This is a genomic window from Janibacter sp. GS2 (genome assembly GCF_051200835.1).
In the GTDB taxonomy this organism is placed as follows: Bacteria; Actinomycetota; Actinomycetes; order Actinomycetales; family Dermatophilaceae; genus Janibacter.
In genome coordinates, this window is sequence record NZ_CP195161.1 from 526,181 (window position 1) to 539,594 (window position 13,414).

The following is a 13,414-nucleotide window of genomic DNA, read 5'->3' on the forward strand; positions in this document are numbered from 1 at the left end:
TCGACGGCGACCTCAGCGCACTTCGTAGGGTCGGGGCATGTCCTCGTCCCCGGCGCCGATCCAGGCCGGGCCGCGGGAGGTCCTCGCCCTGGCGGTGCCGGCCTTCCTCGCCCTCGTGGCGGAGCCGCTCTTCCTCATGGTCGACGCCGCCGTCGTCGGGCGCCTGGGCGTCGTGCCGCTCGCCGGCCTGGGCACCGCGAGCTCGGTCCTCCTCACCGCCACCGGGGTCTTCGTCTTCCTCGCCTACGGCACGACGAGCGTCGTGGCCCGCCAGATCGGCGCGGGCTCGAAGCGCGGCGCCATCGAGGTCGGGACCGGCGGCATGTGGCTCGCCGCCGCGTTGGGCCTCGTCGCGGCCGTGGTCCTCGGGCTCTTCGCACCCCAGCTCGCGGGCGTCTTCGGATCCTCGCCCGAGGCCCTGGCCGAGGCCGTCACCTACCTGCGGATCAGTGCCCTCGGCGTTCCCGCCATGCTCCTCGTCCTCGCGGCGACCGGCATCCTGCGCGGGCTGCAGGACACGACGACGCCCCTCATCGCCGCCACGCTCGGCTTCGGCGGCAATGCACTCCTGAGCATCGGTCTCGTCCTCGGCGTCGGCATGGGCATCGCCGGAGCCGCCTGGGCGACCGTCATCGCCCAGTGGGGCATGGCGATCGGCCTCGTCGCGGTCGTCCTGTGGCAGGGGCACGGTGTCCACGCCTCGATGCGCCCCCACATCGGCCGCGTCCTCGACGCCGCCCTCGACGGGGCACCACTGCTCGTGCGCACCCTCGCGCTCCGCGCGATCATCCTGCTCACCGTCGCGGTCGCCGCCGACTTCGGGGACGTCCCCCTCGCGGCCTACCAGGTGACGACGACGATCTGGTCCCTCCTCGTCTTCGCCCTCGACGCGCTGGCCATCGCCGGCCAGGCCCTCACCGGCGCCTCGCTCGGCGGCGGTGACGCGAAGGGGGCCCGCGCCGCCACCGCCTTCATGGTCCGGTGGGGTGTGTGGGGCGGCGTCGGCCTGGGCCTGGTCCTCCTGGCACTCCACCGCGTGCTCCCGGCCCTCTTCACCGACGACCCCCAGGTCCGATCGGCCATCGCGGCCGGGCTCGTGGTCGTCGCACTCGCCCAGCCCTTGTCGGGGTATGTCTTCGTCGTCGACGGGGTGCTCATCGGTGCCGGGGACGGGGCCTGGCTGGCCGGTTCGATGATCCTCGTGCTCATCGCCTACGTGCCGATCATCGCCGTGGCCCGCGTGCTCGGCGAGGGTCACGGCTCGGCGTGGGGGGTCGTCGCGCTGTGGCTGGCCTTCGGCGGATTCATGCTCGTGCGCGGCGCCTTCATGTGGTGGCGGATCCGGGGCGACGCCTGGGCGGTGACCGGCGCACGGCGTCCCCGCCGGGCTGTGAACTAGGTCACAAAAGGATGACGAGTTCGTCAGGAGACCCCAATTCGCCACCAGCGACGCCCCTCACATGCTGTCGTCTTCCACCATGAGCACACTCGCGTTTATGCCGACAGCCGAAGGCGGATCCCTTGACGGCGTCGAGGAGGCCGTCGACAACTTCTTCGAACCATTCGCCACCTGGCTCGCCGGCTGGGTCTTCTGGGCCCCCGAGATCGGCGGGATCTCGATCCCCTTCGTCGTGGTGTGGTTGGTGGCCGCGGCGACGATCATCAGCATCACCTTCGGCTTCGTCCAGTTCCGCTCCTTCAAACTCGCCATCGAGGTCGTGCGGGGCAAGTTCTCGCGGCCGGAGGACCCGGGTGAGATCACCCACTTCCAAGCGCTCTCCTCCGCCCTGTCCGGGACGGTCGGACTCGGCAACATCGCCGGTGTCGGTGCAGCGATGGCCCTCGGTGGCGCGGGTGCCACCCTGTGGATGATCGCCTGCGGCCTCCTCGGCATGGCGACGAAGTTCGCCGAGTGCACCTTGGGTGTGAAGTACCGCAAGTTCAACGACGACGGCACCGTCTCCGGTGGTCCGTTCAAGTACATGCCGGTCGCCTTCGGCCGCGTCTTCGGCCGCATCCCGGCGCTGATCCTCACCGGCGCCTTCGCGATCGCCATCTTCGGCTTCGGCGTCGGCGGCGGCAACATGTTCCAGGCCAACCAGACCTTCGTCCAGGCCAAGGACGTCACCGGCGGTGACAGCGGCATCCTCGGCTCCGACGGCGCCGCACTGCTCTTCGGCATCGGGCTGGCGCTCCTCGTCGGCGCGGTCATCCTCGGCGGCATCAAGTCGATCGCCCGGGTGACGAGCAAGCTCGTGCCCTTCATGGGCATCGCCTACGTCATCGCCTGCCTCTTCGTCATCCTGAGCAACTTCACCCACATCCCGAGCGCGGTCGGCAGCATCGTCGAGGGCGCCTTCACCCCGCAGGCCGGGCTCGGTGGCCTCGTCGGTGTCCTGATCGTCGGCTTCCAGCGCGCGGCCTTCTCCAACGAGGCCGGCCTCGGCTCGGCGCCGATCGCGCACTCCCCGGTCAAGACGACCCGTCCGGTCTCCGAGGGCTTCGTCGCCATGCTGGAGCCCTTCATCGACACCGTCGTCATCTGCACCTTCACCGCCCTGACGATCATCATCGCCGACGCGCCCTCCTTCCAGGGAGGCATCGACCAGGTGATCGACGGCGGAGCGGTCCCGGACGGCGTCACCCTCACCTCGGACGCCTTCGAGACCTTCCTCCCGTGGTTCCCGATCGTGCTGGCCGTCGCCGTCGCACTCTTCGCCTTCTCGACGCTCATCACCTGGAGCTACTACGGCGAGAAGGCGTGGGAGTTCTTCTTCGGCCACAGCAAGCCGTCGCTGATGGTCTACAAGCTGATCTTCGTGACCTTCACGGTCGTCGGTACGGTCCTCACCTTCGGGCAGGTCCTCTCGATGACCGACTCGTTCCTCTTCATCTGCGGCTTCATCAACCTCTCGGCGCTCTACATCATGCTGCCGGAGCTGCGCCGGGAGATGAAGGAGTACGTCGCCGACCGGAAGTCGGGTCGCCTCTACGAGCTCGGTGCGGCTGATGACGCCGAGCTGGCGGCCATCCGCGAGCGGCACGGCAACACCGGCGACCTGCCCACGATGGAGGGCACCGCCATGGATCACGAGCGCAAGCACCGCTCGGACTGATCGATGCAGCCACAGGGCCCCGGGAGTCATCGACTCCCGGGGCCCTGTGCCGTGCAGCAGCGTCAGAGGACCGCTGGTCGCTCGGTGTCGGCGTAGGAGTACCACCCCTGACCGGCCAGCGCCTGGGCGACGCGGCGGCGGCCGGGTGGCCCCTCTGCGGTGACCGCCACGAGCTCGCTGGGGCGAAGGGGGGTGAAGCTCAGGACGCGCACCGTCGCCGCGTCGACGTCGAAGGCGGCCGCCCGACCGGGCAGCTCGACCCCGATCAGCGCACCCAGGGCTCCGCCCGAGACCCAGTCCGTGGGGGCGCCGGCGCCGGAGAGCTCGAGCGAGAGCAGCCCGTGGTCGGCGAGGGCGTCACCGAGGCTGTCGGCCGCCCCGGCGACCGCGCCGGCGGCCTCCTCGAGGGCCGCGACCAACCAGCGCGCCTCGCCGTAGTCATCGTCCATGAGCTGGGTGCTCTCGAGATAGATCTCGAGACCCAGCCCGGGCATCCGCCCGGGAGCGTCCCGGGGCATCGGGTCGCTCAGCCCGTCGGTCGCGACGATCCCCGAGTGGAGGGTCATCACGCGCACGTAGGCCGAGCCGCCGATGGGCCACAGCGCGGGCTCGTCGACCTCGGCGAGCGGGTCCTGGTAGGCGCCGAGCTGGCCGACACCGCGCCAGAACTCGTCCCGGCACTCACGGCAACGATCGGTCAGGTCCGAGGAAGTCACCCTTGCATCCTGCCCGCTGGCGACCGGTGACGAAAGGCCGGCCCCGGCGGGCCGACGTCTGCCACCCGCCCCCTTCGTCATCCACCGGCGGTGCCAGGCCGGCTCACTTGGTCGTCAGGCGGAGCCGGAAGTCGGCGTGGTCGTCCTCGCCGGCCACGGAGAAGCCGACTGCCGAGAGCGGCTCGAGGTTCTTGCGCTCCTCGTCGTCCAGCTCCTCGCCGAAGGCCTCGATGGCCTTCGTCACGTCGACGTAGCCGATGGTGCTGGCGTCGTCGGCGTCCGGGACCGCGTCCTCGAAGGCGTCGCTGTCCCCGAGGCCACCCTGCGAGCCGACCGTGTCGGCGTAGGTGTCGCTCGAGGCGACGACGACCGTGTCGTCCTTGCCGTCCTTGACGCTGATGCCCGAGTTCCCGCCGGCGTCCATCCCGACCAGCTTGTCGATGACGGCGCGGTCGCCATTCGTCTTCAGGGCGATCTGCGGCTCGGGGCCGTTGGCCCCGACGGCGACGGTGGTCTCGCTGCCCACGGCCTTGGCGACGTCGTCCGGAAGGGAGACACCGGTCTCGCGGGTGAAGTCGTCCTTGCCCCGGGTCCAGTCGGACCCGACGAGGTCCTCCATCGTCGAGTCGATCTGCGGCCACGCGTTCGTCAACGCCTCGTCGAGTCCCGCGACGCCGAAGGCACCGATGGTGTCCGCGGGGAGGTCCTCGACCGAGGTGCCCTCGCCGGAGGGCACACTGCCGTCCGGCAGGCCGTTGGCCCGGCCGGCGAGCTCCAGGGTCGGACCGTCGAAACGCAGGGCCATGGCCAGGCGACCCTCGGCGGCCTGGCCGTCCGCGTCGGGCCCCATGGTGAACTCGCTCAGCGCGGTACCGTCCATCCACGCCGTGACGAGACCGTCCTCACCGAGGTCGTCCATGTCCTGGCTGAAGGTGTCCTTGTCCGCGAGGGCCTGTGACGCCGCATCGTTGACTGCCTTGTCCACGATCGACTGCTCCTCGCCGCAGAGGGCGTAGTCCTCCTGGACCGAGCAGTACCCGCCGTCCCGGGTTGCCTTGGCCAGGCCATCCTTCGCGGCCGCCTCGTCGGTGCTCGCGAAGGCGAGGACCACGTCCGGGTCGGCACCCTCGTCGCCGGGCAGGAGGGCCACGCCGAAGCGCTGGCCGAGCCACGGCTCGATGTCCGCGTCGTAGTCGACGTCCTTGAATCCCCCGTCGTCCTGGACGGACTCGAAGATCTCCTTGCGCGGGTCGCCGTTCTCGTCGACCCCGGACAGCGGGTCCTGGGCACCGGGGAACTTCCGGGCGAAACGGAAGGCGTCGACCTTCTGGTCGGCCGACGGGTCGAGGTCCACCTTGGCGAAGGCCACGGCCGTCGAGGGGAGGGCGCTCTCCGGCTGGGGGCCGCCACCGTTGACCTTGCTGAAGGCGAAGAGGGCGCCCCCGCCGAGGAGGCCGAGGCCGACGACGCCGGCCGCACCGAAGGCGATCCACATGCCGGCACCACCCGACTTCTTCGCCGGCGGCATCGGCGCCTGACCCCACTGGCCCTGCTGCGGATACCCCTGCTGGCCCTGGCCGTAGCCCGGAGGCGGGGGCGGCTGGCCGTAGCCCGGAGGCGGGGGCGGCTGGCCGTACCCGGGCGGCGGGGCCGGCTGGCCCTGGCTCGGCGGTCCGTACCCGGGCGGCGGGGGCGGAGCCCCCGGGCCCTGGTGGGGTGGCTGCTGGCCGAAAGGCGGCTGGGTCATGAGATGTCTCCCCTGGAGTGGTGTTGACCGGAATCTTACGGTCTGACCCACCCCGAGAACATGGGGAGGACTACCCACAGGCGGGGCACCTGGACGGGTCATCGCGACCTCGGGAGATGCCACCGGGGGCCACGACGCAGGGCGCCCCCACCGAGGTGGGAGGCGCCCTGCGTTCGTGGGTCGGGCCGAGTCAGCCGGCGACGACCTCGAGGGTGATCTTCGCCTGGATCTCCGGGTGCAGGTGCACGAGGGCCTCGGCGGAGCCGACGTTCTTGATCGGCGTCGGGATCTCGATGGTGCGGCGGTCGATGTCCGGACCACCACCGGCGGCGATGGCTTCGGCGACCTCGCGGCTGGTGACGGCGCCGAAGAGGCGACCGCTCTGTCCGGCGTGGGCCGAGACGGTGACCTGCTGGGCCTCGAGGTTGCCCTTGAGGGACTGAGCCTCCTCGAGGGACTTCACGGCGCGGGCAGCGCGGCCGGCAGCGAGCGCGTCGACCTGCTTTTGCGCACCCTTGGTCCACTCCGCGGCCAGACCGCGACGGTAGAGGAAGTTGCGGGCGTATCCCGGCTTGACGTCGACGACGTCACCGGCGGTACCGAGGCCGGAGACCTCGTGGGTGAGGATGACCTTCATGTGACGCTCCTGTGTTCTTCGCGGCCGCGGATCAGCGGGTGGACGAGGAGTAGGGCAGAAGCGCCATCTCCCGGGCGTTCTTCACCGCCGTCGCGATGCGGCGCTGCTCCTGGACGGAGACGCCGGTGACGCGACGGGCGCGGATCTTCCCGCGGTCGGAGACGAACTTGCGCAGCAGGTTCGCGTCCTTGTAGTCGATGTTCTCGACCTTCGCCGCCTTGAGCGGGTTGGCCTTCTTCTTGGGCTTGCGCACTACGGGCTTGGCCATCGTGGTGCTCTCCTTCGTGTGGGCGAGAGCCCGAGGGTGCTCCTCGGGATGGGGATGTGTTCAGTGCTCGGGCGGACCCGAGCGAGAGAGATCGATCAGAAGGGAGGCTCGTCGTAGCTGGGGGCACTGCCCCAGCCACCGCCACCCTGCGCAGGAGCCGCCGGCCCACCAGGACCGCCGCCGGGCTGGCCGCCACCGAAGCCGCCGCCCTGCTGGCCACCAGTCGACCACGGGTCGTTCTGCTGCTGACCACCTGCCGGCGACGAGCCGCCGGCGACGTTGCCCTGCTGACCGCCCCAGCCACCGCCACCTTGACCGCCACCGCCGTTGCGCTGGGTCTTGGTCACCTTGGCCGTGGCATAGCGCAGCGACGGGCCGACCTCGTCGGCCTGCATCTCCATGACCGAACGCTTCTGGCCGGTCTCCTTGTCCTCCCAGGACCGGGAGACGAGGCGGCCGGTCACGACGACACGGGCGCCTCGGGTCAGCGACTCGGCCACGTTTTCTGCGGCCTCACGCCACACGGAGCAGCGCATGAAGAGCGTCTCCGCGTCCTTCCACTCGTTCGTCTGACGGTCGAAGGTGCGAGGGGTCGAGGCCACGGTGAAGTTGGCCACTGCCGCCCCGCTCGGGGTGAAGCGCAGCTCCGGGTCCGCCGTGAGGTTTCCGACAACGGTGATGGGGGTCTCGCCTGCCATGGGTTTCCTTCTCGATCGGTGATCGTCTCAGGTGAGTCCGCCGGGGACCGGCAGACCGGGTGGGACGCCTCAGGCGTCCACGCGCATGAGCTTGGTCCGCAGAACCTGCTCGGACAGACCCATCTGACGGTCGAGCTCCTTGCTCGTCTCCGGCGTGCAGGTCAGGTTGGCGACGGCGTAGAGGCCCTCGGCCTTCTTGTTGATCTCGTACGCGAGACGACGACGACCCCAGTGGTCGATCTTGTCCACGCTGCCGCCATCGGTGGTGACGACGGTGAGGAACTTGTCGAGCAGGGGCTGGACGGCCCGCTCGTCGGTCTCCGGGTCGAAGATGACCATGAGCTCGTATTGACGCATGCTGATAACCCGCCTCCTTCGGTCTGTGCGGTCACGGTCTCTCCGTGACAGGAGGGTTGGTGCATCGGTCCCGCCCGACGGAACGACGGGCCGGGGACGGGGCAAGGCTATCCGCTGCACTCCCTTCGCACCAAAGCGTGCCGCGAGCGCCTGCTCCGGTCAGCCCCGGGCCGGCTCCTGTGGACGCGGTGCGGGGTCAGCGGGAGCTTGTGGACGGGGGGCCGGGTTGTCCACCGGCGTGTACCAGACGCTCCACAGCAGGAAGCACCAGGCGATGGCCCGACCGAGGATGACGATCGCGTACCACGTGCCCGGAAGGCCCTTGTCCGGATCGGACGCGGCCCCGATGTGCATCCACAAAGCGGTGGCGTGGACCGCCTCGACGGCCACGAAGCCCAGGTGGGTGCGCCAGCTGATCCCGGCGAGGATCGCGAGCGGCAGCACCCACAGGGCGGCCTGGACGGGCACCGAGGTCCCGGTCAGGGCGACCACGGGTACGGCGAAGGCCGCGACCTGGGCCCACGTCGCGGGGCGCCAGGCCCGCTTGGCCATGAGCCACGCGGCGTAGATCGCCCCGAGCCACCCGACCAGGGCGACACCGCGCGCGATCCAGCCGGGAAGGGGATGTCCCGCGAGCTCGGGGATCATCAGCACCGCGCCGTAGCCGGCCTTCTGGCCCCACCACGTCACCAGCGGCCCGGTGACGACCTCGGGCGCGACGACGAGCAGGACTGCGGCGATGGCCGCGACGGTGGCCGCGGCGACGACCGCCGTGCGCCGCGCCTCCTCGCGGTAGCCGAATCGGCGAGCGGAGACGAGCAGGGCGATGAGGACGAGGGAGACCCAGGCGTGCCCGGCCATCCCCAGGCCGAGGAGGACACCCGCGAGGGTCGGGCGACGCAGTCCTCGAGCGAGCATCGCCGCGAGGACGAGGGCGACGACGACGAGGTCGGCAGAGAGCAGGACCGCGACGACGTAGATCGGGGACAGGGCGAGCTGGGTCGCCAGATCGAGTCGCTGCGGGCGCAACCGGGCGACGCACCACACACCGACGACGGCGCACACGGCCAGGAGCAGCGTCCACATCGACATGTACCACCGGGAGGCGTCCAGCCAGTCGCTACCGGTGGGAACGAACCCGCCGAGCAGTGCCATCAGCCCCGAGATCAGGGGCATCTGCTCCGGGGAGCGACCCGTGGTCAGCCACCCGGCGAGTCCCGTGTCCAGTCCTGCGAGCTGGTACTGGGCCGGGAGGTCGGAGAAGCAGCCGCGCCAGAACTGCTCGTCACCGTTCCAGCCCTGCCGCACACAGTGCCCCTGCCGGACCACGGCGCCGGCCATGGGCAGCAGGACCATGGCGGCGATGAGCGGCAGCAGATGACGCAGGGAGCGCTCCCGTGGCGCCGCCCGCCGCCCCAGACGCCCACCGATGACCGGGCTCGCCTCCTGCGGCAGCAGGTCGCCCGGAACGCTCTCCGTCGGCACTAGTTCGTGCTCTCCCGGCGGGTCTCGCCGCCCGGGGTGAGACTCGGTCTCGAGGTCGACGACGACGACGGCGGCGGAGGCGTGCTCGATGTCGCCGGCGGCGTGGTCCTGGTCGTGCTCGACGTCGAGGGCGGTGTGGTCCTGGTCGTGCTCGACGTCGGCGGCGGGGTGCTCGTCGAGGTCGGCTTGCTCGTCGACGAGGAGCTCGTCGAGGTCGATGAGGTCGATGAGGTCGATGACGAGCTGGAGGAACTCGAGGAGGTCGAGGTCGACGAGGAGCTGGACGAGGAGGTCGAGGAGGGCTCACGGGTCGTGGTTGTCGTCGAGGTCGGCTCACTCGTCGAGGTCGGCTCGGGCGCGGGCTCCTGCGTCGTCGTGATCGGTGCCGGAGCATTCGACGGTGAGCTCGTCTGCGGTCGGTACTTCACGTCACCGGGCGGCGGCAGCTTCTTGATCGCCTTCCCGTCGAGGGCCCCGATCATGTAGTCCGTCCAGATCCTGGCCGGCACCGTGCCACCGGTGACCTCCCCGTACTCACCGAGATTGACCAGCTGGTTCTTCTTCACCAAGGAACCATCGCCCTTGTACATCCCGACCGCCGTCGACAGCTGGCCCGGCGTGAAGCCGTCGAACCAGGCCGCGTAGTTGTCCGAGGTCGTCCCGGTCTTGCCACCCACCGGGCGCCCGAGGTCGGCCACGGTCGGGTACCCCGTCCCCCCGGGCTGGTCGACGTGGCTCATCGCCTGGATGGCGTCCCGGGCGACGTCCTGCGGGAAGGCCCGCCGCACGTCCTTCGTGACCGTGTAGTCCAGGTCGTACTCACCCGTGCTCGTGACCTTCGAGATGTAGTACGGCTGGGCCCTGCGCCCCTCGGCGGCGATGGTCGCGTAGGCATTGGCCATGTCGACCACGCGGACGGCGTCGGTGCCGAACACATTGCCGGGACCGGACTGGAGCGTGACCCGCTTGTCACCGTTCCAGCCCACGACCCCGGCGTCCTTGGCCGACTTCGCCGTCGCCTTCGGCGTCACCGCGAGGTTGAGCTGCGCGTAGTAGGTGTTGATCGACTTCTGGGTCGCCGTGGTCATGTTCACCGGGCCGAAGGAGGCGTTGTCGAAGTTGACGATGCCACCGCCCTGCTGGATCTCCGAGGCATCGGCGCCGTCGTAGATGAAGGCCTTGTTGTAGTACGGGCTCGCACCGCTGTAGGTCGTGGACAGCGGGATACCCTTGCGCAGCGCCGCGATCATCGTCATGGGCTTCATCGTCGAACCGGCCTGCATCTTGCCGTCGACCGCGGCGTTGAAGTAGCCGTACTTGCCCTTCCCGAACCGGTCCCCGCCGTACATCGCCCGGATGGCGCCGTCACCGGGCTTCACGGAGGCCAGTCCGATGTGGAGGTCGGAGGTGCGCTCACCGGTCGGGCGGTGCGTCTTGACCGCCTTCACCGCGGCCTTCTGGGCGTCCTTGTCGATGGTCGTGACGATCTTGAAGCCGCCACGGTCGATGGCCGCGTCCGAGAGGTCCAGACGTTGCCGCAGCTCGGTGCGCACCTCCTCGGTGATGAAGCCGACATCCGTGGCCTTGGCCTGCGAGCGCTTCGGCGCAATGGTCTTCGGGAAGGTCTGCTTCTCCCGCTCCGCCGGTGTCATCCAACCCTTCTCGACCATCCCGTCGAGGACGTAGTTCCATCGCGTCGTGGCCCGCTCGGTCTGCTCCTCGCCCAGCGCGGGGTCGTAGAGGGAGGGACCGCGGATGACGCTCGCGAGCACCGCCCCCTCGGAGGCGTCGAGCTGCTCGACGTCCTTGCCGAAGTAGGCCTGCGACGCCGTCTGGATTCCGTCGGCACCGCGGCCGAAGTAGATGGTGTTGAGGTAGTTGGCCAGGATCTCGTCCTTGCTCAGCTCGCCGTCGATCTTCACCGAGATGAGGATCTCCCGGGCCTTGCGCGACAGCGTCTGGTCCTGGGTGAGGAAGTAGTTCTTCACGTACTGCTGGGTGATGGTCGAGCCACCGCCGCGGTCCGCACCGCGCACCGCCCCGCTGACCGCTCGGAAGATGCCCTTCGGGGAGATGCCCCGGTTCTCGTAGAAGGAACGGTCCTCGGCGGCGAGGAAGGCGCGCTGCACGTCCTCGGGCACCGCGTCGAGGTCGACCGACTCACGGTTGACCGTCGCGATCCGGTCCATCTCGGTCTCGCCGTCCGAGTAGTAGAGGACGGAGGCCTGGGAGACGGCGGCATCGTTGGGCTTGGGGATGTCGATGAGGAGGTAGGCCGCCACGACGCCGGCGACGCCCAGGGCGATGAGCACGGCGACGGCCTGGAGGACCCGGCGCAGGATCCGGCGCGGGCCGCGCTTCTTCCCGCGTGCTGTCGAGCGTCGGGCGCCGGCGGCACCGGCGGACGCACCTCGGCGTCGCCGACGGGCGTCGGGTCGCGTGCGCGGGGAATCGGCCATGGGGGCACCTCAGGGAAACGTGGGGGTCCAGCGCGTCCAGTATGAACGTTTCCCGGCACGCGGTGTGACGATGCTCGACATATCCACTCGATACATCGAGTATTCTGCTCGGGTGCGCCGCCGCGAGATGCTCGAGTTCGCCGTGCTGGGACTCCTCCACGAGGGACCCATGCACGGCTATGAGCTGCGCCGCCGGCTCAACTCGCGCCTCGGCGCCTTCCGCGCGCTGTCCTTCGGCACCCTCTACCCGTGCCTGGCCGGCCTGCAGGGGCGAGACCTCGTGAGCACCGACCGGAGCGAGTCCACCCGCAGCGGCACGTCCGGCCGCCGGCAGCGGATCACCTACGCACTCACCGATGCGGGCCGGGCGGCCTTCACCGAGCTCGCCCGGCGCAGCGACCCCGACAGCTGGGAGGACGATGCCTTCGACGTGCGCCTGACCTTCTTCTCCCGGACCGAGCGCGAGGCGCGCCTGCGGATCCTCGAGGGACGGCGGGCCCGGCTCTCCGAGCGCCTCGCCGCGATGCGGGCCGACCGGCCCGGCACTGCACTGGCTGACCGCTGGACCGACGCCCTTCACCTCCACGAGGAGGAGTCCACCGAACGGGCCCTCGGCTGGATCGAGGAGCTCCTGGAGACCGAGCGACAGACTCCCCCGGCCCGTCCGGGGACCCTCGCCGATCCCAGCCACCCCGCCTTCAACCCCCCAACCCCGCCCCCCACCAAGGAGAACTGATGAGTTCAATCCGCGTCGCCATCGTCGGCGTCGGTAACTGCGCGAGCTCGCTCGTGCAGGGAGTCGAGTACTACAAGGACGCCGATCCTGCCGGGACCGTCCCAGGACTGATGCACGTGACCTTCGGCGACTACCACGTCTCCGACGTCGAGTTCGTCGCCGCCTTCGACGTCGACGACAAGAAGGTCGGCAAGGACCTCTCCGAGGCGATCAACTCCTCCGAGAACAACACCATCAAGATCGCTGACGTCCCGACGACCGGCGTCGAGGTCCGGCGCGGACACACGCTCGACGGGATCGGCAAGTACTACGCGCTGACCATCGACGAGTCGCCGGCGGAGCCGGTCGACATCGTGCAGTCGCTCAAGGACGCAGAGGCCGATGTGCTCGTCTCCTACCTCCCGGTGGGCTCCGAGGAGGCCGACAAGTTCTACGCGCAGTGCGCGATCGACGCCGGCGTCGCCTTCGTCAACGCCCTGCCCGTCTTCATCGCCTCGGACCCCGAGTGGGCGCGCAAGTTCGAGGACGCCGGGGTGCCGATCATCGGCGACGACATCAAGAGCCAGGTCGGCGCGACGATCACCCACCGCGTCATGGCCAAGCTCTTCGAGCAGCGCGGCGTCGCTCTCGACCGCACGTACCAGCTCAACGTCGGCGGCAACATGGACTTCAAGAACATGCTCGAGCGCGAGCGCCTGGAGTCGAAGAAGGTCTCCAAGACGCAGGCGGTCACCTCCAACCTCGAGGGATCGCTCGCCGGCACGACGAACGACCGCAATGTGCACATCGGCCCGTCGGACTACGTCGCCTGGCTCGATGACCGGAAGTGGGCCTACGTCCGTCTCGAGGGCCGCGCCTTCGGGGACGTCCCGCTCAACCTCGAGTACAAGCTCGAGGTCTGGGACTCGCCCAACAGCGCCGGCATCATCATCGACGCCATCCGCGCAGCGAAGATCGCCAAGGACCGTGGCATCGGCGGCGCCCTGCTCTCCGCGAGCTCCTACCTCATGAAGTCCCCGCCGGAGCAGCGTGAGGACACCGAGGGCCGGGTGCGGCTCGAGGCCTTCATCGCTGGGTCGGAGGAGCGCTGACCGAAGCGACGGAGGGTGGGCCCGAGGCACGAGGGTCCGCCCGGGTGAGCGCAGGGAAGCCTCCTCCATCACGACCGGAGGAGCGCTGACCGAAGCGACGGAGG

At 70.0% G+C, this 13,414-nt stretch carries 12 protein-coding genes; 4 read left to right on the forward strand and 8 right to left on the reverse strand.

Annotated elements, in window-relative coordinates; translation table 11 throughout:
• Positions 1-37: 37 nt before the first annotated feature.
• Complete coding sequence (locus tag ACR9E9_RS02590; RefSeq protein WP_435201393.1) at positions 38-1,399, forward strand: MATE family efflux transporter; 1,362 nt, start codon at positions 38-40, stop codon at positions 1,397-1,399.
• Positions 1,400-1,496: 97 nt separating this feature from the next.
• Positions 1,497-3,116, forward strand: a complete 1,620-nt coding sequence (locus tag ACR9E9_RS02595) for an alanine/glycine:cation symporter family protein (RefSeq protein WP_435201395.1) — start codon at positions 1,497-1,499, stop codon at positions 3,114-3,116.
• A gap of 62 nt (positions 3,117-3,178) precedes the next feature.
• Here the strand turns inward: ACR9E9_RS02595 and ACR9E9_RS02600 are convergent, their stop codons facing one another.
• From ACR9E9_RS02600 to ACR9E9_RS02635, 8 genes are all read right to left on the reverse strand, one after another.
• The gene (locus ACR9E9_RS02600) at positions 3,179-3,832 is read right to left on the reverse strand and encodes a hypothetical protein (protein ID WP_435201397.1); all 654 of its coding nucleotides are present in this window, start codon (positions 3,830-3,832) and stop codon (positions 3,179-3,181) included.
• A 103-nt stretch (positions 3,833-3,935) separates the two neighbouring features.
• Positions 3,936-5,579: a DUF3352 domain-containing protein gene (locus ACR9E9_RS02605; RefSeq protein WP_435201399.1), complete on the reverse strand. Its 1,644-nt coding sequence runs from the start codon at positions 5,577-5,579 to the stop codon at positions 3,936-3,938.
• A gap of 190 nt (positions 5,580-5,769) precedes the next feature.
• Positions 5,770-6,216 (reverse strand): 50S ribosomal protein L9, encoded by a 447-nt coding sequence (gene rplI / locus ACR9E9_RS02610; protein WP_435201401.1) that lies wholly within the window; start codon positions 6,214-6,216, stop codon positions 5,770-5,772.
• Positions 6,217-6,247: 31 nt separating this feature from the next.
• Positions 6,248-6,484, reverse strand: coding sequence for a 30S ribosomal protein S18 (gene rpsR, locus ACR9E9_RS02615; protein ID WP_435201403.1), 237 nt, complete (start codon positions 6,482-6,484; stop codon positions 6,248-6,250).
• Positions 6,485-6,579: 95 nt separating this feature from the next.
• Positions 6,580-7,182 (reverse strand): single-stranded DNA-binding protein, encoded by a 603-nt coding sequence (locus ACR9E9_RS02620; protein WP_435201405.1) that lies wholly within the window; start codon positions 7,180-7,182, stop codon positions 6,580-6,582.
• Positions 7,183-7,251: 69 nt separating this feature from the next.
• A complete protein-coding gene (rpsF, locus tag ACR9E9_RS02625) occupies positions 7,252-7,539 on the reverse strand; it encodes a 30S ribosomal protein S6 (RefSeq protein ID WP_435201407.1) in 288 nt (95 codons plus the stop codon).
• Positions 7,540-7,698: 159 nt separating this feature from the next.
• Positions 7,699-9,024, reverse strand: coding sequence for a hypothetical protein (locus tag ACR9E9_RS02630; protein ID WP_435201409.1), 1,326 nt, complete (start codon positions 9,022-9,024; stop codon positions 7,699-7,701).
• Positions 9,024-11,483 carry a transglycosylase domain-containing protein gene (locus ACR9E9_RS02635; protein WP_435201411.1) on the reverse strand — a complete coding sequence of 820 codons (2,460 nt, stop codon included), beginning with the start codon at positions 11,481-11,483 and terminating at the stop codon, positions 9,024-9,026. Before ACR9E9_RS02635 ends, ACR9E9_RS02630 begins: the two co-directional genes overlap by 1 nt.
• A gap of 112 nt (positions 11,484-11,595) precedes the next feature.
• On the opposite strand from ACR9E9_RS02635, the gene ACR9E9_RS02640 reads away from it, so the two are divergent.
• Both ACR9E9_RS02640 and ACR9E9_RS02645 read left to right on the forward strand, forming a co-directional pair.
• Complete coding sequence (locus ACR9E9_RS02640; protein WP_435201413.1) at positions 11,596-12,219, forward strand: PadR family transcriptional regulator; 624 nt, start codon at positions 11,596-11,598, stop codon at positions 12,217-12,219.
• Positions 12,219-13,310: an inositol-3-phosphate synthase gene (locus ACR9E9_RS02645; protein WP_435201415.1), complete on the forward strand. Its 1,092-nt coding sequence runs from the start codon at positions 12,219-12,221 to the stop codon at positions 13,308-13,310. Before ACR9E9_RS02640 ends, ACR9E9_RS02645 begins: the two co-directional genes overlap by 1 nt.
• Positions 13,311-13,414 lie beyond the last annotated feature (104 nt).

What these genes read in the sequence shown, in the direction of transcription:
- ACR9E9_RS02595 (WP_435201395.1), top strand. Translation starts at nt 1,497, where the DNA reads ATGCCGACAGCCGAAGGCGGATCCCTTGACGGCGTCGAGGAGGCCGTC.
- ACR9E9_RS02620 (WP_435201405.1), bottom strand. Translation starts at nt 7,182, where the DNA reads ATGGCAGGCGAGACCCCCATCACCGTTGTCGGAAACCTCACGGCGGAC.
- rpsF (WP_435201407.1), bottom strand. Translation starts at nt 7,539, where the DNA reads ATGCGTCAATACGAGCTCATGGTCATCTTCGACCCGGAGACCGACGAG.
- rplI (WP_435201401.1), bottom strand. Translation starts at nt 6,216, where the DNA reads ATGAAGGTCATCCTCACCCACGAGGTCTCCGGCCTCGGTACCGCCGGT.
- rpsR (WP_435201403.1), bottom strand. Translation starts at nt 6,484, where the DNA reads ATGGCCAAGCCCGTAGTGCGCAAGCCCAAGAAGAAGGCCAACCCGCTC.
- ACR9E9_RS02635 (WP_435201411.1), bottom strand. Translation starts at nt 11,483, where the DNA reads ATGGCCGATTCCCCGCGCACGCGACCCGACGCCCGTCGGCGACGCCGA.
- ACR9E9_RS02605 (WP_435201399.1), bottom strand. Translation starts at nt 5,579, where the DNA reads ATGACCCAGCCGCCTTTCGGCCAGCAGCCACCCCACCAGGGCCCGGGG.
- ACR9E9_RS02645 (WP_435201415.1), top strand. Translation starts at nt 12,219, where the DNA reads ATGAGTTCAATCCGCGTCGCCATCGTCGGCGTCGGTAACTGCGCGAGC.
- ACR9E9_RS02590 (WP_435201393.1), top strand. Translation starts at nt 38, where the DNA reads ATGTCCTCGTCCCCGGCGCCGATCCAGGCCGGGCCGCGGGAGGTCCTC.